The following is a 19,669-nucleotide window of genomic DNA, read 5'->3' as shown; positions in this document are numbered from 1 at the left end:
CAATTTTGTCGAAAAGGTGAAAACCTGCTCGTAAATCATGTATAATATGACGAGATACACAAGCTTTGTAGAGACCCAGACCAACTTTTTGGAGGAGGACAAGCAAGTGGAATACCGCATTGAGAGAGATACGTTAGGCGAAATGAAAGTACCAGCCGACAGGCTGTGGGGCGCTCAGACGCAGCGCAGTAAGGAGAATTTCCCGATCGGGCGCGAGCATATGCCGATGGAAGTTGTGCGCGCTCTTGCTATTTTGAAAAAAAGTGCTGCGGCCAGCAATCATAAATTAGGCAAGTTATCAGCTGCAAAGGCAGATGCCATTGCTTATGCGGCAGACGAGATTATTGCAGGACGTATTGACGATCATTTCCCGCTCGTCGTATGGCAGACCGGTAGTGGAACACAGTCTAACATGAATGTGAACGAAGTCATTGCCAACCTGGGAAATCAGCTGTTGGAACAGAAGGCAAGCGACGAGCGCTTGCACCCGAATGATGATGTGAATATGTCGCAAAGCTCTAACGATACGTTCCCGACGGCGCTGCACGTAGCAGGTGTTCTGGCTGTAGAGGATCAGCTTCTCCCGGCCATTTCAGTGCTGAAAGCCACTTTCACTGAAAAAGTGGAAGCGTTTAAAGACATCATCAAAATTGGACGTACCCACCTTCAGGATGCGACACCAATCACGCTGGGTCAAGAGATCAGTGGCTGGGAAGCGATGCTGGGCAAGAGTGAGCGTATGATTCGTGAAAGCGTTCAATATATGAAGGAACTTGCGATTGGTGGTACTGCTGTCGGAACTGGAATTAATGCACATCCTGAGTTCGGTGATCTCACAGCCAAAGAAATTGGCAGACATACAGGCAAAGATTTCGTCTCTGCGCCGAATAAATTCCATGCACTGACAAGCCATGATGAAGTTGTGTATGCACATGGTGCGGTTAAAGCGCTCGCTGCGGATATGATGAAAATTGCTAACGATGTGCGTTGGCTGGCAAGTGGCCCGCGTAGCGGTCTCGGCGAGATCAGCATTCCAGAGAATGAGCCAGGCAGCTCTATTATGCCGGGCAAAGTGAATCCTACACAAAGCGAAGCGATTACGATGGTTGTGACGCAAGTCATGGGTAATGATGCGGCGATTGGCTTCGCTGCGAGCCAGGGTAACTTTGAATTGAACGTGTTCAAGCCGGTTATCATCTATAATTTCCTGCAATCCGTGCAATTGCTTGCTGATTCCATCGTTGCATTTAATGATAAATGTGCCGTGGGCATCGAGCCGAATCTGGATCAGATCAAGCACAACCTGGATAACTCGCTGATGCTGGTTACGGCGCTCAATCCTTATATCGGATACGAGAATGCTGCGAAAATCGCCAAGCTGGCGCATAAGGAAGGTTTATCTTTGAAGGAAGCCGCTTTACAAACGGGACTGCTTACGGAAGAGCAATTCAATCAATATGTAGACCCTGCCAAAATGATTGCGCCCAAAGCCTGATCTATAAATAAAGATTCATGAACAAAGTCATTGGAAGGACGGCCTGCGAAAGTAGGTCGTTTTTCTTATGTCAGCACAAGATTATGCTTGTCAGAAGATATGGATACATATAGAATACTTATGCAACAGAATTCATGTATGATACTGTACTCGTCTAAATTTGGAGGGTTACGCGTTGTTTAAAACGAGAAGATTCACGATACGCTCCAAAATTGTATTGGGCTATCTTGTAGTTGTGCTCTTGTTCGGGGTAGTTTTATCGGTACTTTCGGCCCAGATTGATGTACTGCAGAAGGAAAATGACTTTATTAGTCATCATGATCTGGATGTACATAATCTGACAAATGCAATTGAAAAAAATGTGCTCGATATGGAAACAGGACAACGCGGGTTCATGCTTACCGGGAACCCAATGTACCTTGAACCCTATACTCATGGGCTTTCCGAATGGGACTCAAATTACAATCAGCTCATTGCACTGATTAGCGATAATCCGGCACAGCAGCAAAGTCTGCAAAACATTAAATCTCATATCATCCGCTGGATTGATATTGCTGGTGAACCCTCTGTACAGTTGAAGAAGGAAGGCGATCAGGACAAGGTCATCGCTTTTTTTAAATCTGATCCGGGTAAAAATGAGATCGACCTGCTTCGATCCCAGCTCGCCTCCTTTCGCAATAATGAGATTATGCTGACCGAGGCAAGGGTGACGGACCTGGCAAATCGCAGCTCTACTTTATTGACTGTCCTGTACACGCTGTGGGGCCTGATCGCAGCAGTGTCTATTGCTGCAGCTTTTATCGTCTCGGGTAACATTGTAAAAACGCTGCTCGAAGTGAAGCAAACCATCAGTGATATTTCCAAAGGCGGAAATCTGAAGCAGCGCATACGTGTGAGAACGCGGGATGAAGTTGCCGATCTCGGGTATGAGACTAATCAATTGCTGGACGAAGTGCAGGAGCAGAACCGTGTTAAAGACCAGCTTACAGGCATTGCTACACTGATGCAAAATCCAACGACTCTGGAAGGGTTATCGCGCTTGTTTCTGAGTGAGCTTGCCACACTGCTGGAGATTCCATACGGTGTGCTGTATTACTGGAAAGAAAATCGTTTGTTGCGTGTAGCCGCCTATGCAGGAGATGGCGAGAAGGAACGTTCGCTTGGACAAATATCGCTTGCACCGGGTCAAGGCATGGTAGGGCAATGTGCACTGGAGAAGCGGGTGCTGCGAATGAACGATCTTCCACAGAATTACATTCGAATTTCGTCTGGCTTGGGCTTTGCATCTGCCAGCTCGTTGACGGTTGTGCCTGTGTTGTTTGAAGGCCGGGTTATTGCTGTGCTGGAGCTTGCTTCCATGAAGCCGTTACAGGAGCGGGCCATGAAGTTAATCGAGGAGCTGGCAGCTATATTCGGTGTTTCATTACATTCCACGGCTACTCGGATGGAACTGCAACATCTATATGATGAATCTCAGGTGCTGAATGAAGAGTTACAGGCACAATCGGAGAAGCTACAGCTGCAAACGGAAGAAATGCAGTCCCAGACCGAAGAACTGCAAATGCAGACGGAAGAACTGTATATGTTGAATGAACGTTTGGAGGCGCAGAAGGGTGCTGCCGAGAGCTCAGCCAAAGAACTTGCCGTTGTAGCGGATCAATTGCGCACGAGCTCGGGCTACAAATCCGAATTTCTCGCAAACATGTCACATGAGCTTCGCACACCGCTGAACAGTATGTTGATATTGTCTGAAATTTTGGCTGAGAACAAACATCATCACTTGAGTCATGAGGAGCAGAATTATGCTTCCGTCATACACAGATCAGGCAAAGACCTGTTGCATCTAATTAATGATATTCTGGATCTATCCAAGGTTGAGGCAGGCCAGATGGAGGTTGAGTTTAACCCAGTGTATCTGGATACGCTGCCGGAAGTAATGAATCAGTATTTTCTGAAGACAGCGGAGCAGAAAAATCTGGACTTCCGCATTCAGCTTCAAAGTCCTCTCCCGGAAGCGATCGAAACGGATGAGATGCGGCTGCATCAAATTCTTCGGAATTTGCTCTCTAATGCCTTCAAATTTACAAGTGAGGGTGAAGTGGCGCTGACCATCTCTCAAATGAGTCTTGATCATTCTGATCGGGCTGGTCAAGCGACAGACGTTATCGCTTTTAGTGTGAGTGATACAGGTATCGGGATAGAGGAAAGCAAGCTGCTTCAGGTGTTTGAAGCCTTTAAACAGGCCGACGGTGCAACAGCGCGCAAATATGGGGGCACGGGCTTGGGACTTTCCATCTCGCAATCGCTTGCATCATTGCTGGGGGGCTCGATCTCCGCAGCAAGCCGGCCGGGTCAGGGGAGTGTGTTTACATTGTTCCTTCCGCTGAACAGAGGGATTTCGGATATGCAAGTTGAGCTTGATTCAAGATTGTTTATGAATGAAGCCGCAGGCACGAGTGCTGCATTGGAAGATCAGACCTTGTCTTCGCTGACCTCCTACTCTTCACTGACTACATTATCTCAGACACCAGAGGAAAGCCACGAAATTTGGCTTACACCACTGGAGGAAGCATTGATTAGCGGGCGGCAAATTCTGGTTGTGGATGATGACATCCGCAACGTTTATGCGCTTGCCAATGCACTGGAGCATTACGGTATGAATGTGGTCTCTGCCCAGAATGGTACCGAATGTCTGGAGCTACTGGAGCACGGGGGGCTGAAGCCGGATGTCATTCTGATGGATATTATGATGCCGGAGATGGATGGATATGAAACGACTCGCCAGATTCGGGAGCGGCTGGGCCTGACCGGGATTCCGATTATTGTACTCTCGGCCAAAGCGATGAAGGAAGATCGCGAGAAAAGCATCGCGGCTGGAGCAACAGATTATCTGAGCAAACCACTGAATGTCAAAGACGTATTGTCCCGAATGAAATTATGGATGACCCACGAGAAAATGAAAAACTAATGTGATGATTCATCTATGCTGTGGAGCGTTTTATTTGGAAAACAGGCTTGTTATACTCAAACATATGAAACCTATGCCAGAGATCGCATAACGATGCGCTTTCTAGGCCATAGGTTTTATTTTTTTTCATGTAAGCTTCTTTTTGAAAAATGATGTTATAATACTTAACAACAAATTCGATTTCGTTGTCTTATATATGCATTGATTGAATATGATGATGAAAATGAGCTGATTATTGTTTTTTAATTTCACGCAATTATGTAAAGTATGTGGGAGGTGTTGTCCATGCAACTTACCGTTAAAGAGGCTTTACAGGTATACCCGCTGTCTGAGGCCAAACTCGTGGCGGGCGGAGAAGGGACTTCGCGCATGATGAAATCCGTGAATGTTATGGACGCTCCTGATATTGCGGACTGGATCAAGTCTGGAGAGATGCTGTTTACAACGGCTTTTATTATGAAAGATAGTGCGACTGATGCACTTCATTTGATGCGACGTCTGAATGATCGCGGGTGCGCGGGACTCGGTATTAAGCTTGGGCGTTTCTGGGAATCCATCCCTGACGGTATTATAGAGGAGGCCGATCGGCTTCGCTTGCCATTGTTGGAGCTTCCGTTCCAATTCACTTTCTCCGATCAGATGAATGCTTTATTCAAGGTGGAGCATGAACGGAGTCACCGTCTGCTGCATGAAGTGGTGCAGAAGCAGAAAAAGCTCATGCAGTTTGCACTACAGCAACAGCAGCATCGCAATGTATTTGCGGAAATGTCCAGCATCCTGAATTACCCGATCGCTGTCATTGGTTCGCGGGGGCATGTGCTCTATGGTGATGAGGGTATGGGAGAGCATATAGTCACACAGGGTTGGCCATGGAAATCGGTCATGCATCGCGTGAAATGGAATCAGGGCAGCTGCCATCGAGTGCCGATCAGGCAAAGTGACGAGGAGTATGGTTTTCTGCTGGTGTATACGGACTCTGCCTTGTCTTTGCGAGCGGAGGAGGAGTTGTTTCAGCAAGCGGCTGATGTACTTGCCTTTTACATGGATATGACCTATCGCGAGCATATAAACCCGACAGTTCAGGACGAGATGCGCACGCTGCTTACACAATATGTGGATCAGAAATTGACAATTCAGGAACTGATGACTCTGAGTGAAAATAAAGGCATGCATCTGTTCCAGGGAACGTATCAATGTGTGCTGACAACACTGGAGCCGAACGTTTTTGCTGAAGGTAAACTGCTCAAGCAGATTCACCGGGAGCTGCAGTACAATCCACTGATGCAATTTACCGTGTCTCAGCATTTTCAGATGAATGAAGGCATTCTATCCATCTATACCTGCCCAACAGGACGGGATTATGGCGATGAGTTATCGGCTTTTCTTCTGAACCGATTCGCGGATGTGCTTACAGCACAGGAGGCCAAGGGAGCGCCGGGGCCGCGCTTCTGGATTAGTAAAATGAAGCATGAGCCTGTGTCGCTGCGTGAAGCGTACCATGAATGTCTGGATACACGTCAGCTTGCTCACAGATTTGGAATGAAGGATCGCGCGCTACAGTTTGAAATGCTGGAGTTTGCATACGTATTTCAGCATGTACCGGAGAACATTATGGAGAACTATTGCAATAAGGTGCTGGAGCCATTACTCGCTAGAGACGGTGATCCAAATCAGGTGCTTATGAATACGCTGGAGTCTTTTATTGAGAATGATGGTTTGATTAATGAGGCGGCAAAACAATTGTTTGTGCATCGCAACACAGTAACTTATCGCATGGAGAAGATTGGGAGCCTGTTGCAAATGGATTTCAAAAAAACGAATGATCTGCTCAAGCTGAAGCTGGTATTCACCTTCCGTAAATTTGTGCGAGATAAAGCCTCAATCAGACCCCGCATCTGAGAAGCGAAGAATCCAGAATAATGATATGTGCTAGGATAGGAAACCGGATTGAGGCTTCTCCGCAATCAGAATGTGTGAAGTATAACGATTGGATATAACGATGTATACCCATAGAATAAACCACTGAATAAACCGCACTTCGTAATTTGAGGTGCGGTTTATTGACGTGAGGAAAGAGAGGATTACGCGACAACTCGTGCATGAATAACAATATACGTGTTTTGCGTTATGTTATATTACAAATTTGTGTAAACAATGTTGCCATATAATAAGATGCTGATTAGAATAAGGAAAAATCACTGAACTAAAAAGACCGGGGGGGTTAACATGAACGATCTACTTCATCTCGTTAACAGCTGGTCTGAATCACAATTTGTACAGACCTTTGGTACTTTGTTTGAAGATTCAGCCTGGATAGCAGAGCGAGCCGCTCCGCTGCGACCCTTCGATTCCTTCGAAGAGATGATGCAGACCATGCTAGGGCGAGTTCTTGTCTCGGAGCATGAAGAACAGTTGGAGCTGCTTCGCAAACATCCCGACTTGGGAGCAAGGATTAGCATGAGTAGCAGCTCGGTCCGGGAGCAGGCAGGTGCGGGTCTTGATTTGCTCACGCCGGAGCAGTATACGGAGCTTCAGCAGTTAAACAGCACATATACAAGCCAATATGGCTTTCCGTTTATATTAGCAGTGAAGGGGCATACCACGGAGTCGATTCTTGATTCGATGAGACAACGACAGGGGAGAGCCGCACATCAGGAGTTTGAGACGGCATTAATGGAGGTGTCCAAAATAGCGGGGACCCGTCTGCAGCAATGGCTCGCAGAGCATGGGCAGGAACCCGAATCCGTGCAGTTTTCTTTAGTGAACTTATCGTATATAAACGCTACGGAGAAGGACGCAAAAGCAGGTGATGTCTGATGGAGCATCATAACGGTCGCATTACGACTCATGTACTGGATACGTCCAGAGGTGTACCTGCCGTCGGAATCAGGATTGAATTGTTTTTTATAGAACGTGCGGGAGCAGAAGCAGGCAAAATCAAGGTGGCAGAAATGCTGACGAATTCAGATGGACGACTTGATCAGCCTATGCTTGGGGATGGGAAGCTTCAAACGGGTGAATATGAGCTGCATTTCCATGTGCATTCATATTTCACACGGGGCAATGAAAATGAACTGCCTGCTTGCTTGTGGACTGTGGTGCCGATCCGTTTTGCCGTATCTGATGCGACGAGTCACTATCATATTCCGCTCCTGATTGCTCCGGGAGGATACAGCACATATCGGGGGAGCTAATGAAGCTAACGAGGCAAAAATGGAGGAATCCAGCGATAACAGGAAATCAGAAATGAAGGAATAACAGCAAGGTTATGTTTAAAGGAACGGAGGTAACGACGCTATGAATGAGTCCGGGCGTTATGCCTTTTTCAATACAAACGATTCCCTCTCAGATGGCATAATGCTCCCCAATATAGAGAAGGTAGAATTGCAAGCAATGCTGGATTGGCTGGCAGGTTATGGAGCAGATGAGCAGGGCGGTGTCACGCGGCTGTTATATGATCATGCCTGGTGTGATGCGCAGCACGCTCTCGCTGTGAAAATGCAGGAGAAGGGACTTGCGGCCGAGTTTGATCAATCCGGGAACTTGTTTGGCACGCTGAAGGCTGATTCGGGCTCTTCTGTTACGAATGGCGAACACAATCTGCCCATTGTTACTGGCTCTCATATTGATTCCGTAGTCCACGGCGGTAAATATGACGGGGCCTACGGCGTGGCGGCTGGAATACTGGCATTGGAATATTTGAAGCAGCAGTTCGGAGTACCTCGGCGTACGCTTCAGGTTGTGTCGCTGTGCGAAGAGGAGGGAAGCCGTTTTCCCTTTGCCTATTGGGGATCACGCAGCATAACGGGTGCGGCTTGTCTGGATGATGTGCGTGAGCTGCGGGATGCGGCTGGAGCGAGGTTCGAAGACGCTATGACTCAGGCAGGCTTTGGACCTGATAGCAATTATCGGTCAGCCAAGCGTCACATTGGAGCGTTTATCGAGCTTCATATTGAGCAAGGACAGGTGCTTGAGCGATTGGGGCATTCCATCGGAATCGTATCGGCTATTGTAGGCCAGAAGCGCTTCAGTGTGACGGTCGGTGGCGAAGCCAATCATGCAGGCACAACACCGATGATCTGGCGAAAGGATGCTCTTGCCGGTGCTGCCGACATGATCAGTGCAGTCAGACGAATTGCGTTGCAGGCAGGACATCCGCTGGTGGCAACGGTAGGCCAGGTGATCCCTGATCCGGGTGTGGGCAATGTGGTGGCGGGGCGAGCCGTGTTCTCGCTCGACATTCGGCATATCCAGCAGGAGAGTATGGAGCAGTGCTGGAAGCAAATGCTCGAGGCGTTTACCACAATTGCAGAGGAGCACGAGCTTGAATTGGAGTGGGAGGAGCATCTGTCCGTCGCCCCCACCTCCATGGATGCCAGAATTATTCACGACATTCAGGAGATATGTCTCCAGGAACAGTTGTCCAGCTACTTGATGGCAAGCGGTGCCGGTCATGATTCGCAGATTTTCCAGTCTGCCTGTCCGACAGCGATGCTGTTTGTACCGAGCTGCAGTGGAATTAGTCATAATCCGCTTGAATTCACATCGGAAGAAGACTTGATGCGTGGTTTTCGGGTACTGGTCAGATTACTCTATAAATACGGTTACGGGAGCTGAGTGAAGATGGCTGTCTACAAAGAATTATCCCCGTCCTTACGCACTATTATGACCCCGGGACCTGTTGAAGTTGACCCGCGTGTATTACGAGCGATGTCCTTTCCCGTTCTAGGACAATTTGATCCCGAATTCACCTCACTTATGAATGAAACGATGGCTATGCTTCGTGAACTATATATGACGAATAACGTGTGGAGTTACCCGGTGGACGGCACGTCCCGTTCCGGCATTGAAGCGGTTCTGGTTAGTCTGATTCAGCCGGGAGACAAGGTGCTCGTTCCAGTCTACGGCAGATTTGGCTATTTGCTCGTGGAAATCTCCGAGAGATGTGGCGCTGAGGTTGTTTTAGTCGAAACAGAGTGGGGGAGGGCATTTGATCCGGAAGAATTGATCCAGGCCATTCATCTGCACAAGCCAAAGCTTGTTGCCATGGTGCACGGTGAAACCTCGACTGGTCAGATGCAGCCACTGGCCGATGTTGGAAAGGTCTGTCGGGAACTGGATATTCTGCTGGTGGTGGATGCCGTTGCAACGATTGGCGGTACGCCTGTAGAGACGGATGCGTGGTATCTTGATGCCGTAATCGGTGGAACACAGAAATGTCTGTCCGTGCCGTCAGGCATGGCGCCGCTCACCTACAACCGTCGTGTGGAGCAGCAGCTGATCAGCCGGAAAACGATCGAACGTGGACTTCGGGATTCAGATTGTGCTCGTGCCGGGGAGCGAACGATTGCAAGCAATTATCTGGATCTAAGTCAGCTACAGGATTATTGGGGGCCAGCAAGGCTGAACCATCATACGGAGGCTACATCCATGCTTTATGGTCTATATGAAGGGCTGCGCATTGTGCTTCTGGAAGGACTGGAGGCACGTTATCTGAGACATCGAATCAATGAGCAGGCGCTAATGGCAGGCATTGAAGGGATGGGACTTGCATTGTATGGAGATCTGTCCAGCAAGCTCCCGGTGGTGAGCTGTATTAAGATTCCTCAAGGCATCGACGGTGAAAGGGTCAGAAGGATGTTGCTGCATGATTTCGGGATAGAAATTGCTAGTTCATTTGGTCCGTTAAAAGGGAAAATCTGGCGCATCGGCACAATGGGGTTCAGCTGTCAGCGACGAAATGTGCTTCATGTGCTTGGCGCGCTGGAAGCAGTGCTGCGGCGCCATGGCTATAATGTATCCGCGGGCGAAGCAGTACAGGCTGCTCTCGATGTCTATGCGGGGAAAGAGAAGGAGGGGGTATTATGCTGAACCAGATGCCGGTGGCAACAGGCTCTATGGTGACAACACCACATTATCTGGCAAGTGCTGTGGGCAGCTCTATTCTGCAAAAGGGTGGCAATGCCTATGATGCTGCTGTAGCAGTAAGTGCAGCTCTCGGTGTGGTGTACCCACATATGACCGGAATTGGCGGAGACGCATTTTTCCTGATTCACGATGGAGCAAGTGGTGAGGTCACCGCGTATAACGGAAGCGGTCGCTCGGCGTCCTGCCTTCATGCAGATACGTTCAAAAAGCTGGGCATAAATGCTATTCCTCGGCGAGGGGTGCTTAGTGCAATTACCGTACCGGGGATGGTTGATGCATGGTGGGCGGTCTGGTCCCGTTATGGCAGACTGGCGTGGGAGCAGCTGCTTGCACCGGCAGTGCAATATGCTGAACAAGGCTGCCCGGTATCCAGGGATCTGTCGTTATGGCTGAAGCAGGATGAGGAGCTGATTATGGGGCATACGCCGCTGCGAAAGGTATTTGCTCCACAGGGTACTCTTCTGCAGGAAGGAGACCTGCTCCTTCAGAAGCAGCTGGCCGTCTCCTTACGACAGCTTCAATCCGGTGGACGGGATGCGTTCTACTCAGGGGAGCTTTGCAAGCAGATCACTTCGTCTATTCAAGAGGATGGGGGTATGCTCGCAGCAGCCGACTTTGCGGCGCATCAGGGCGAGTGGGTGGAGCCGATCAGCACGTATTATCGCGGTTATAAAGTTCATCAATTGCCGCCTAACACACAGGGCTTCTCCATGCTGATGATGTTAAACATGCTGGAGCATGTGGACATGGCCGCCGTAGCACGTACGTCCCCTGAATTTTACCATCTGATGGCGGAAGTGGTGAAAAAAGCTTTTCGTGACCGGGATCGCTATCTGACCGATCCTGATTTCAGAGAGATTCCTCTGGAGCGTCTGTTAAGCAAGAGCTATGCGCATGAATTGTGGAGCGAAATCCAGGCTCATCCGACTGCTGCTCAGCCGTTTTTGTCCCAAGCCATGGGTCAGGATACCGCGTATGCAGCGGTGGTGGATGCCGAGGGCAATGCGGTTTCATTTATTCAAAGTCTGTATTTTGATTTTGGAGCCGCTTATGTACCGGGTAATACGGGTGTTTTGATGCAAAATCGAGGTTCTTTTTTCTCACTGGACCCGAGGGAAGCCAACGTTCTGGAGCCGGGCAAACGTACGTTTCATACGCTTATGCCCGCTCTGGTCACACAAGACGGAAAGCCTTATATGCTCTTGGGTACACAGGGCGGTGAAGGTCAACCGCAAACGCAGCTATCTGTTCTCACAGGCGTAGTGGACTATGGCATGAGCATACAGGAGGCGATCAACCTGCCGCGCTGGCTGTATGGACGCACTTGGGGTGAACAAAGTGATACGCTGCGAGTGGAGAATCGGTATCACGACGATGTGTGTGCCACTCTTGCCAGCTGGGGACATAAAGTGGAAGTCAAAGCGCCGTGGGACGGAGTTATGGGGCATGCACAGGGCATCGTTATTCGAGCGGATGGCATGATCAGCGGTGCGGCTGACCCCAGGGGAGACGGCATGGCCATTGGCTTGTAGTCATTTGGGGAAGGCGGGTCTTCCGGCATCCCGTAGAGAGTGACATAACCGATAGAGAAGACAGAACCGGATAGGGGAGATTGGCATGGGTACGATTTTGCTCAAGGGCGCACAGTTGGTCACGATGAATGCAGAAGAAGACGTATTTACGGGCGATCTGCTTATAGAGGATAACAAAATTAAAGAAATCGCAGTGAACATTGAAGAGAGTCAGGCTGATCAGGTGATTGATGCGAGGGGCAAGGTGCTTTTGCCTGGCTTTATCCAAACACATATCCATCTGTGCCAGACATTGTTTCGTGGACGTGCCGATGATATGGAGCTGATGGATTGGCTCCGCAAGCGCATCTGGCCGCTGGAAGCCGCACATGATGAGGAGTCTGTGTACTATTCAGCGATGCTTGGGCTTGGTGAATTGATCTCCAGCGGCACCACAACGATTCTGGATATGGAAACGGTGCATCATACGGAATCTGCTTTTCAGGCGATGGCACAGAGCGGTATTCGTGTCATTTCGGGCAAGGTGATGATGGACCATGGGGATGAGGTGCCTGAGCCTCTGCGTGAGAATACTGCGGAGTCGCTGCAGCAAAGTGTGGATCTGCTGGAGAAGTGGAACGGATTCGGTGGCGGTCGCATTCAATATGCGTTCTGTCCACGGTTTGTTGTATCCTGCACGGAGGAATTGCTCGTAGAGGTGCGCGACCTCTCCAATAAATATCACGTCAAGGTGCATACCCATGCCTCAGAGAACAGGGGCGAGATTGAACTCGTTGAACATGAACGTGGGATGCGCAACATCGTTTATCTGGATCACATCGGGCTGGCTACTCCCCGGCTGGTACTCGCACATTGTGTGTGGCTGAGTGAGGAAGAGAAGGAAATTATCCGCAAGCGTGGAGTCAAGGTCACACATTGTCCGGGTTCAAACATGAAGCTCTCCTCCGGGATTGCAGAGATTCCCGATCTGCTGAATCGGCAAATTGCCGTAGGTATTGGTGCAGACGGCGCTCCATGCAACAACAATCTGGATATGTTTCAGGAAATGCGAATGACGGCCCTGATTCAGAAGGTGCCGCATGGACCGACCGTGATGGATGCCAGAACGGTACTGCGCATGGCAACGATGGGTGGAGCAGAGGTGCTGGGCATGTCCAAAGAGATCGGCAGTCTGGAAGCAGGCAAAAAGGCGGATATGGTTCTGCTGGATCTCGATGATTTTCACACCTACCCTTCCTATGAAACAGATATATACTCTCGTGTCGTTTATTCGGCAACCCGAAGCTGTGTGGATACGGTCATTATTGATGGCAGCGTTGTACTGAGTAATCGCAAAATACAAACGATTGACCGCAGCATTGTGCTGCGGGAGTCGGATAAAAGCATTGCGCGTCTGATGAAGCGCATGTAACTTTCGCACCAGGACATCTGCTTGATGTTAGTTTGGTGGCTCTTAAAAAGGATGGCATGGAAAGGTGGCGGCTCAGATGGAGATGCATGATCTGTGTGCAATAGCGATGCGGGAAGCACGAAGTGTGCTCGCAACAGCCATCAAGGTTGAGGGGCATGCTTACCGAAAGCAGGGAGTTTCGATGCTGTTTACCGAGAACGGCAAAATATATGGCAGCATCAGTCCGGGGTGTCTGGAAAGCGATCTTCAGGAACGGGTAAGCCGTGTGCTGGAGACGGGGCAATTGGACCTGGTTTCCTATGATATGCGGCCGGAGGATGATCTCTCCTGGGGTGAAACAATTGGCTGCGGGGGCCTCGTCGTTGTGCTACTGGAGCCGATCTGTGGAGAGCTGCGATCAATGATGCAGCAGATGCAGTTATGTTTCGATCTCGGAGCGTCTGTCTCGTTCACCCGATCCTTCGACGAAGACTGGCAGAGAGTTACGTATGCGTTTGACAAGCTCGAATCGGGACGACTGCCTGTGAATGAATGGAATCTTCCTCAACAGTTTACATCGGTGTATGTTCCTAAGCCACGCTTGATCATTATCGGTGCAGGCAATGATGTGATACCTGTAGTGAAGCTCTCGCGATCGGCTGGATTCCGGGTGCTTGTAACAGACTGGCGGGAGTCTTTATGTACTGCTGAACGATTTCCCGAGGCTGAGCTGATGTTCGGATTTCCGCAGGAGGTCTATGGACAGCTGAGCATTCGGGAGCAGGATTATATTCTTCTGATGAGTCACCAATTTCCGAGGGAACGTGAATGGCTGGCGCTGCTAATGAACAGTTCCTATGCCTATCTTGGCATTATGGGCTCACGTACCCGAACAAAGCGTTTACTGGATGGAATGCCGCCTTTGAAGCATGTGCATAGTCCGGTTGGTCTTACTATCGGAGCAGACGGGCCGGAAGAGATTGCGATAAGTATTGCTGCTGAGCTGATTGCGTGTCGGCGTAAAGTTCAGAAAGCTGCTGGGATTTCTATGGTCATGATTGAAAAAGGGAGCGATGCTTATGCAAACGACAGGTATCGTTCTGGCAGCTGGTAACAGTAGCAGACTAGGACGGGATAAACTCTTGGTGACAATGCCGGATGGAATCGCACTTGCGGGCTGGACACTAAGGGTCGCCCTAAGCTCAGCTCTGGATCAGATTGTCTGTGTTGTTAAACCTGGCGATAGCCTCGAATGGCTGCCAGAAGAATGTTTGCGGACTATTGCAGGCAGGTGCACTGCTGCATCCAGATTGCGTATTGCAGTCTGTGATGATCATGCTGGAGGTATGGCTAACTCCATACGCTGCGGCCTCAGGACAGCCATGGAATGCAGTCCTGAGGGGGTACTGATGCTGATGGCAGATCAACCGCTACTAACGGCACAGCATATTAATGATATTCTGGATGCACTGACTTCACACCCGCAATGTGATTATGCGGCGGCAGTCGACGAAGCGGCAGTGAAGCCGCCGGTTGCTTTTCGCTCCTGCATGTTTGGCCCGCTGTTATCCCTTCAGGGAGATGAGGGTGCTCGCAAAATACTGGTTAACTCCAGATACAGGGGCGTGAAGATTCCTTTATCGCGGGAAAGCTTCTGGGATGCAGATACAGAGCCACAGTTAAAGCGAATTCTGGATTATGCAGAAGGACAGATGTGGAGAGAGGCTTGAGGATGAACTCCGACCAAAGTTAAAGTGGAGTTGATTGCATCTAAACAATCCATATAGAAAGGAGGGGGAAGCCATGGCATCATCAGCATATGGATCGGGTGCGCAGCCCCTTGTATGGCAGCCGCATAGTTTGCAGGAACTGCATTATATGAGAGAGCAGCTTCAGGGGACATGGTGTTATGCTGCGGGAGCCACCCTGCTGCGGACCCAATGGGAGGCAGAACTGAAGGCTCTACCTCAACATCTGGTTAGTCTGAGCTGCATTCCCGAAATGAGTGGAATCACTATCCAAGAAGATCAGATGGTGATCGGGGCAATGACCCGATTAAAGGCATGTTCGGCATCCCCCTTGTTACAGCAGCTTCCTATATTGTGCGAGGCTGTCCTGGCTATTGCCGCCCCTTCTGTACGTAACCTGGCAACCATTGGAGGCAACATCGTATCGGGCATTGGGGATACGCTGCCTGCACTGCTTGTCTATGATGCTAACCTGCATTGGATGACCCGCCATGGAATGGAGATTCAGCCTGTCACCGATTGGCTTCTTGGCGGCCGTGATCGCGGACGAAGCGCAGAGGATGTGCTGGTGTCGATTCATATTCCGCTCAATCGGGCGGATAGCAACCTTACATCTCAAGCATGTGGCAGCCCAGATTCGGAACGCAAGCGCGCGATCGCCTTTTACCGCAAGCTGGGCCGCAGAGAGGTATTCACAGCCTCGCTTGTCACGGTTGCTTTATTCGGAGAGATTAATCTGGAAAATGGACGCTGGGACCGTATTGCAATTGCCGCTGGCGGCGGCTCTGGCCTAGCTATGAGACTGACTGAAGCAGAGAAGCTGCTTCAATCCGGCAGAGCGGATGCTGCTCAGGCCCCCATGCTTGCTGCGCAGGTCATGGCTGAGTTTATAACCTATACCGATGCTTTTGCAACAGAAGAGTACAGAAAACAGGCGGCAGGGAATATGCTTGGAGCTGAGCTGTGGCAGGTTCTTCATTAATCAAGCTTTCTAACGATCGAGCAATGAAGGGGGAGATAGAGCATGCTGCTTAACCGGGAACAAAGTGGAAAACGTTGGCACCTGCGGCCGGATGGCCCTCCGAAAGTTACGGGGCAGCTGCAGTATCTGACCGATATGAGCTCGCCTGATATGATTTATGGTAAAGTGCTGCGGAGTGCTTATCCGCATGCAAGATTAGTGTCCGTCGATACATCAGAAGCGGAAGCAATGGAAGGGGTATATGCGGTGTTAACGGCCAAGGATGTGCCCGGCCTTAATCGTTTTGGCATCGCCACACCGGATCAACCGGTGTTCTGTGAGGACATTGTTCGTTATGTCGGTGATGCCATTGCCGCTGTTGCTGCGGATTCACCCGAACGGGCCATGCAGGCTCTGGATGCCATTCGGGTGCAATATGAAGAGCTTGAGCCGCTGGACAGCACGGATGCTGCACTTGCTCCTGGTGCGCCAGAGCTGCACACGCACGGACCAGGCAATGTTCTGCACCGCACGGAGATTAAACGTGGAGAGGCCGAGCAAGCTTTTGCTTCCTGTGCTTATGTTGTAACGGAGACTTATTATACGCCAAGACAAATGCATGCATATATGGAGACGGAGGGCGGTCTTTTTGTACCAGACGAAGCGGGGCGTTTGAATGTCTATGCGGCTACACAGCATGGATATAAAGACCGCATGCAACTGGCCCGGATTATCGGCTGTCCCGAAGAGGATATTCGGGTAGTATCGTCCCCCATTGGTGGTTCATTTGGCGGTAAGGATGAACTGAATGTGCAGCCTTACGGAGCACTGCTTGCCTTAAAATGCGGCCGTCCCGTCAAAATGCACAACTCACGTAAAGAATCGGTGCGGGCCGGTTTGAAACGTCATCCGATGAAAATCGAGATGCAGACAGGCATCAGCCGTGAAGGTATTTTACAGGCGCATCGTGTTCGGATTACAGCAGATACAGGTGCCTATGCGACTCTTGGAGCACCTGTGCTCAACTTCTGTACCGAGCATTGCATGGGACCTTATCAAATTCCGCATGTCGATGTGGAGGGCGTATCTGTATATACGAATAACGGATTATCCGGCGAGTTTCGCGGTTTTGGCGGCAATCAGGCGATCTTTGCGATGGAAGGGCAGATGGATCGGCTGGCACAGATGATGAATATGGACCCGTGGGAATTCCGCAGACGTAATCTGCGGCAGAAGCATGATCCGGGGCCATTGAATCAGCAAATTCTGCCTACGGATGGACTATCTCAAGTTTGGGATGCACTGGATCGCTCGGATCTATGGCAGAAGCAGCTTCATCCCGAAGAGGATGCGTCACGGGCACCTTGGATAAAACGTGGGGTCGGGGCCGCTATCGCAATGCATGGTGCGGGGCTCGGGTACGGCATTCCAGACCCGGCAGGGGGACGGCTTTCCCTGAACGCCGAAGGCAAGATAGAAGTGGCATTCAGCTATGAGGAATTCGGGCAGGGTCTCGTTGCTACGCTGGAGATCATGCTCTGTGATCTGTTTCAGTGCCACACGTCCGATCTGAGCATCGTCATTGGAGATACGGATCGTGTGCCGCATAGTGGCTCCAGCACGGCCTCTCGCTCCACGACGATGGCCTGGATGGCTCTGCAACGGTTGCAGCATGGCTTCCGTTCAAGGCTGCTCACGGTTGCCTCCGAAATTTCAGGTATGCCAGCTGAGAATCTGATGACTGGCCCCAGGGGGATATGGAGCAAAGTACAGGCGTCTCCATCCGTGACCTCTTCCAGTTTGGTGGCTACTTATGCGGAGCTTGTACAGTGTGGTGAAGCGAAGGATTGGATTTTTGATACGACCTTTCATTATCCGACCACTCCTGATCATGTTGTAGGTGGTCACTACCTCTATACGTATGCCGCAGTAGCCGCAGAGGTGGAGGTAAATATGCTGACGGGGGAAACCAAGCTCTTGGATACACGGCATATTGTAGCTGCTGGCCCGGTTATTAACCCGATGGGGTACGTGGGACAGATTGAAGGCGGCAGTGTGATGGCTCTTGGATTTACGCTGACCGAAGATGCTGTTATGCAGGACAGTCGCTATGTGACGTGCAATCTGGACACGTATTTGATTCCAACCATCAAGGACATTCACACAAATCTGGAAGTGGAAGCCATTGAGGATTTACCTGAAGGGGATGCATTTGGACCGAGAGGCATTGGCGAGATTGGTTCCGTAGCGCTTGCCCCCGCCATTACAGCAGCAATACATCAGGCTACAGGAGTGTGGGTTAACCGCCTTCCTGTGCCGCGGGAAGAGTTGACCAAGGCATTCAATGTTTTTTGGCCGGAAGGAGTGAAGCCATCATGAAGAACCAGCCGCTTGAACAGGAATGGAGCGCAGTGATTAATGGACATTCCAGACAACTGTTTGTTGCTCCCGGAACCCGGCTTGTCGATATTTTGCGAAATGAATTACAGCTGACAGGCACTAAAGTGTCATGTGAGGTTGGACGCTGCGGCGCATGTATGATCCTTCTGAATGGTGAGCCTGTGAATGCTTGTCTTCTCATGGCTTATCAATGTGAGGGCGGTGAAATTACGACGATCGAAGGGCTTGGCGGCGAACTGGAGGGGCAGCTGCATCCTATACAACAGGCCTTTGTTGAAGAGGGAGGATTTCAGTGCGGTTACTGCACACCGGGCATGATTATTTCAACAAAGGCGCTGCTGGACGAGTGTCCAAACCCTTCGCAGGAGCAGATTGAAGCCGGATTATGTGGCAATCTTTGCCGCTGCACCGGGTATGGTGGGATTATTCGGGCGGTAAACAAAGCAAGTGAACGATATGTTAGGAAAGAGAAGAGTGACGCAGCAGTAACGGAAACGGTGATAGAGACTGCACAATAATCAAAAAAATAGAAAACAACGCAGTTGAAGTGGCTGCCATCAGCCTGCTTAAAGCATTCGAATGTTAAATAACAGCATTTATCATACCTGTAATTATGGTAATATTATGAATAATAGAGATTTTTCTGCGAATGTGAAGCATGCTTACGATGCAGAAATTCTTTATTATTTTTTTGCGTGGGAGGGATTAGATGATAAAAAAACGGATGGTCCTTGCTGTAATCGCAGGCCTGCTGCTAATCTTACTGGTTGCTTTAGAGAATGCGGAGGCTGTTGTAAACAGCAGTCAGGTGTCCGCAAGTTATGGTGGGGAGCAAGGTACATATAAAGCGACGGTATCCTTTGAGATGGCTCGTGCGAAAAAAGCGAGAAACGTGAAAGTGTTGGTGATATACCCGAATCATACCGTGGAGTATCATGATCTGTCCTCTTCGGATGGAAATTACACTTTGGATGTAACGAAAAACGTAGAAGATATCGCATTAGAAAAAAGTCAGTGGAGTTCACCCGAGTTTCTGATTACCTGGGAGTCAGGAGATCGAAAAAGAGTGAAGTATGTTTATTCAGGTGTCAGATGAAAACAGATTACAGGTCTAGATATATATAGGTGTACATAATTTTTAGAACGAATGTCAGGTTACGAAGGTTAGAAATGAATCGTTTTCGCAATCAAAATAACCGTATATTTACAGAATTATCCACTCGTGATATGTTTACTTTGAAAGCGTC

General features: G+C 49.8%; 15 protein-coding genes. All 15 read left to right on the top strand.

Features of this window, described 5'->3' with window-relative positions; genetic code table 11:
* Positions 1-106: 106 nt before the first annotated feature.
* The 15 genes from fumC (at position 107) to DFQ00_RS11700 (ending at position 19,518) form a co-directional block, all read left to right on the top strand.
* Positions 107-1,495: a class II fumarate hydratase gene (fumC, locus tag DFQ00_RS11770; protein WP_110896673.1), complete on the top strand. Its 1,389-nt coding sequence runs from the start codon at positions 107-109 to the stop codon at positions 1,493-1,495.
* A 175-nt stretch (positions 1,496-1,670) separates the two neighbouring features.
* Entirely contained in the window at positions 1,671-4,463 is a 2,793-nt protein-coding gene (locus DFQ00_RS11765; RefSeq protein ID WP_244213804.1) for a CHASE3 domain-containing protein, read from the top strand.
* 285 nt (positions 4,464-4,748) lie between these two features.
* Positions 4,749-6,362: a PucR family transcriptional regulator gene (locus DFQ00_RS11760; protein ID WP_110896671.1), complete on the top strand. Its 1,614-nt coding sequence runs from the start codon at positions 4,749-4,751 to the stop codon at positions 6,360-6,362.
* Between the two features lie 327 nt (positions 6,363-6,689).
* Positions 6,690-7,280 carry a 2-oxo-4-hydroxy-4-carboxy-5-ureidoimidazoline decarboxylase gene (uraD, locus tag DFQ00_RS11755; protein WP_110896670.1) on the top strand — a complete coding sequence of 197 codons (591 nt, stop codon included), beginning with the start codon at positions 6,690-6,692 and terminating at the stop codon, positions 7,278-7,280.
* Positions 7,280-7,657 carry a hydroxyisourate hydrolase gene (uraH, locus tag DFQ00_RS11750; RefSeq protein ID WP_110896669.1) on the top strand — a complete coding sequence of 126 codons (378 nt, stop codon included), beginning with the start codon at positions 7,280-7,282 and terminating at the stop codon, positions 7,655-7,657. The genes uraD and uraH overlap by 1 nt, the downstream gene beginning before the upstream one ends.
* 103 nt (positions 7,658-7,760) lie before the next feature.
* Entirely contained in the window at positions 7,761-9,080 is a 1,320-nt protein-coding gene (locus tag DFQ00_RS11745) for a Zn-dependent hydrolase (RefSeq protein ID WP_244213803.1), read from the top strand.
* A gap of 6 nt (positions 9,081-9,086) precedes the next feature.
* The gene (locus DFQ00_RS11740; protein WP_110896668.1) at positions 9,087-10,334 is read left to right on the top strand and encodes a pyridoxal-phosphate-dependent aminotransferase family protein; all 1,248 of its coding nucleotides are present in this window, start codon (positions 9,087-9,089) and stop codon (positions 10,332-10,334) included.
* Positions 10,328-11,923 (top strand): gamma-glutamyltransferase, encoded by a 1,596-nt coding sequence (gene ggt / locus DFQ00_RS11735; RefSeq protein WP_110896667.1) that lies wholly within the window; start codon positions 10,328-10,330, stop codon positions 11,921-11,923. The genes DFQ00_RS11740 and ggt overlap by 7 nt, the downstream gene beginning before the upstream one ends.
* An 85-nt stretch (positions 11,924-12,008) precedes the next feature.
* Complete coding sequence (locus tag DFQ00_RS11730) at positions 12,009-13,334, top strand: 5'-deoxyadenosine deaminase (RefSeq protein ID WP_110896666.1); 1,326 nt, start codon at positions 12,009-12,011, stop codon at positions 13,332-13,334.
* Between the two features lie 76 nt (positions 13,335-13,410).
* A complete protein-coding gene (locus DFQ00_RS11725) occupies positions 13,411-14,427 on the top strand; it encodes an XdhC family protein (RefSeq protein ID WP_110896665.1) in 1,017 nt (338 codons plus the stop codon).
* A complete protein-coding gene (locus DFQ00_RS11720) occupies positions 14,393-15,043 on the top strand; it encodes an NTP transferase domain-containing protein (protein ID WP_167433680.1) in 651 nt (216 codons plus the stop codon). The genes DFQ00_RS11725 and DFQ00_RS11720 overlap by 35 nt, the downstream gene beginning before the upstream one ends.
* Before the next feature lie 73 nt (positions 15,044-15,116).
* Positions 15,117-16,043 (top strand): FAD binding domain-containing protein, encoded by a 927-nt coding sequence (locus tag DFQ00_RS11715; RefSeq protein ID WP_110896663.1) that lies wholly within the window; start codon positions 15,117-15,119, stop codon positions 16,041-16,043.
* Positions 16,044-16,085: 42 nt separating this feature from the next.
* Positions 16,086-18,401 (top strand): xanthine dehydrogenase subunit D, encoded by a 2,316-nt coding sequence (gene pucD, locus DFQ00_RS11710; protein WP_110896662.1) that lies wholly within the window; start codon positions 16,086-16,088, stop codon positions 18,399-18,401.
* Positions 18,398-18,940 (top strand): (2Fe-2S)-binding protein, encoded by a 543-nt coding sequence (locus tag DFQ00_RS11705; protein ID WP_110896661.1) that lies wholly within the window; start codon positions 18,398-18,400, stop codon positions 18,938-18,940. Before pucD ends, DFQ00_RS11705 begins: the two co-directional genes overlap by 4 nt.
* A gap of 191 nt (positions 18,941-19,131) precedes the next feature.
* The gene (locus DFQ00_RS11700; RefSeq protein WP_110896660.1) at positions 19,132-19,518 is read left to right on the top strand and encodes a hypothetical protein; all 387 of its coding nucleotides are present in this window, start codon (positions 19,132-19,134) and stop codon (positions 19,516-19,518) included.
* The last annotated feature ends 151 nt before the right edge of the window (positions 19,519-19,669 follow it).

The sequence above is a fragment of the Paenibacillus barcinonensis genome (assembly GCF_003217495.1).
Classification (GTDB): Bacteria; Bacillota; Bacilli; order Paenibacillales; family Paenibacillaceae; genus Paenibacillus; species Paenibacillus barcinonensis.
This window is presented reverse-complemented; position numbering and strand designations above follow the sequence as displayed.

Excerpts from the sequence above, each read along its gene's own strand:
- DFQ00_RS11760 (WP_110896671.1), top strand. The coding sequence starts at position 4,749 with ATGCAACTTACCGTTAAAGAGGCTTTACAGGTATACCCGCTGTCTGAG.
- uraD (WP_110896670.1), top strand. The coding sequence starts at position 6,690 with ATGAACGATCTACTTCATCTCGTTAACAGCTGGTCTGAATCACAATTT.
- uraH (WP_110896669.1), top strand. The coding sequence starts at position 7,280 with ATGGAGCATCATAACGGTCGCATTACGACTCATGTACTGGATACGTCC.
- DFQ00_RS11745 (WP_244213803.1), top strand. The coding sequence starts at position 7,761 with ATGAATGAGTCCGGGCGTTATGCCTTTTTCAATACAAACGATTCCCTC.
- DFQ00_RS11740 (WP_110896668.1), top strand. The coding sequence starts at position 9,087 with ATGGCTGTCTACAAAGAATTATCCCCGTCCTTACGCACTATTATGACC.
- ggt (WP_110896667.1), top strand. The coding sequence starts at position 10,328 with ATGCTGAACCAGATGCCGGTGGCAACAGGCTCTATGGTGACAACACCA.
- DFQ00_RS11730 (WP_110896666.1), top strand. The coding sequence starts at position 12,009 with ATGGGTACGATTTTGCTCAAGGGCGCACAGTTGGTCACGATGAATGCA.
- DFQ00_RS11725 (WP_110896665.1), top strand. The coding sequence starts at position 13,411 with ATGGAGATGCATGATCTGTGTGCAATAGCGATGCGGGAAGCACGAAGT.
- DFQ00_RS11720 (WP_167433680.1), top strand. The coding sequence starts at position 14,393 with ATGCAAACGACAGGTATCGTTCTGGCAGCTGGTAACAGTAGCAGACTA.
- DFQ00_RS11715 (WP_110896663.1), top strand. The coding sequence starts at position 15,117 with ATGGCATCATCAGCATATGGATCGGGTGCGCAGCCCCTTGTATGGCAG.
- pucD (WP_110896662.1), top strand. The coding sequence starts at position 16,086 with ATGCTGCTTAACCGGGAACAAAGTGGAAAACGTTGGCACCTGCGGCCG.
- DFQ00_RS11705 (WP_110896661.1), top strand. The coding sequence starts at position 18,398 with ATGAAGAACCAGCCGCTTGAACAGGAATGGAGCGCAGTGATTAATGGA.
- DFQ00_RS11700 (WP_110896660.1), top strand. The coding sequence starts at position 19,132 with ATGATAAAAAAACGGATGGTCCTTGCTGTAATCGCAGGCCTGCTGCTA.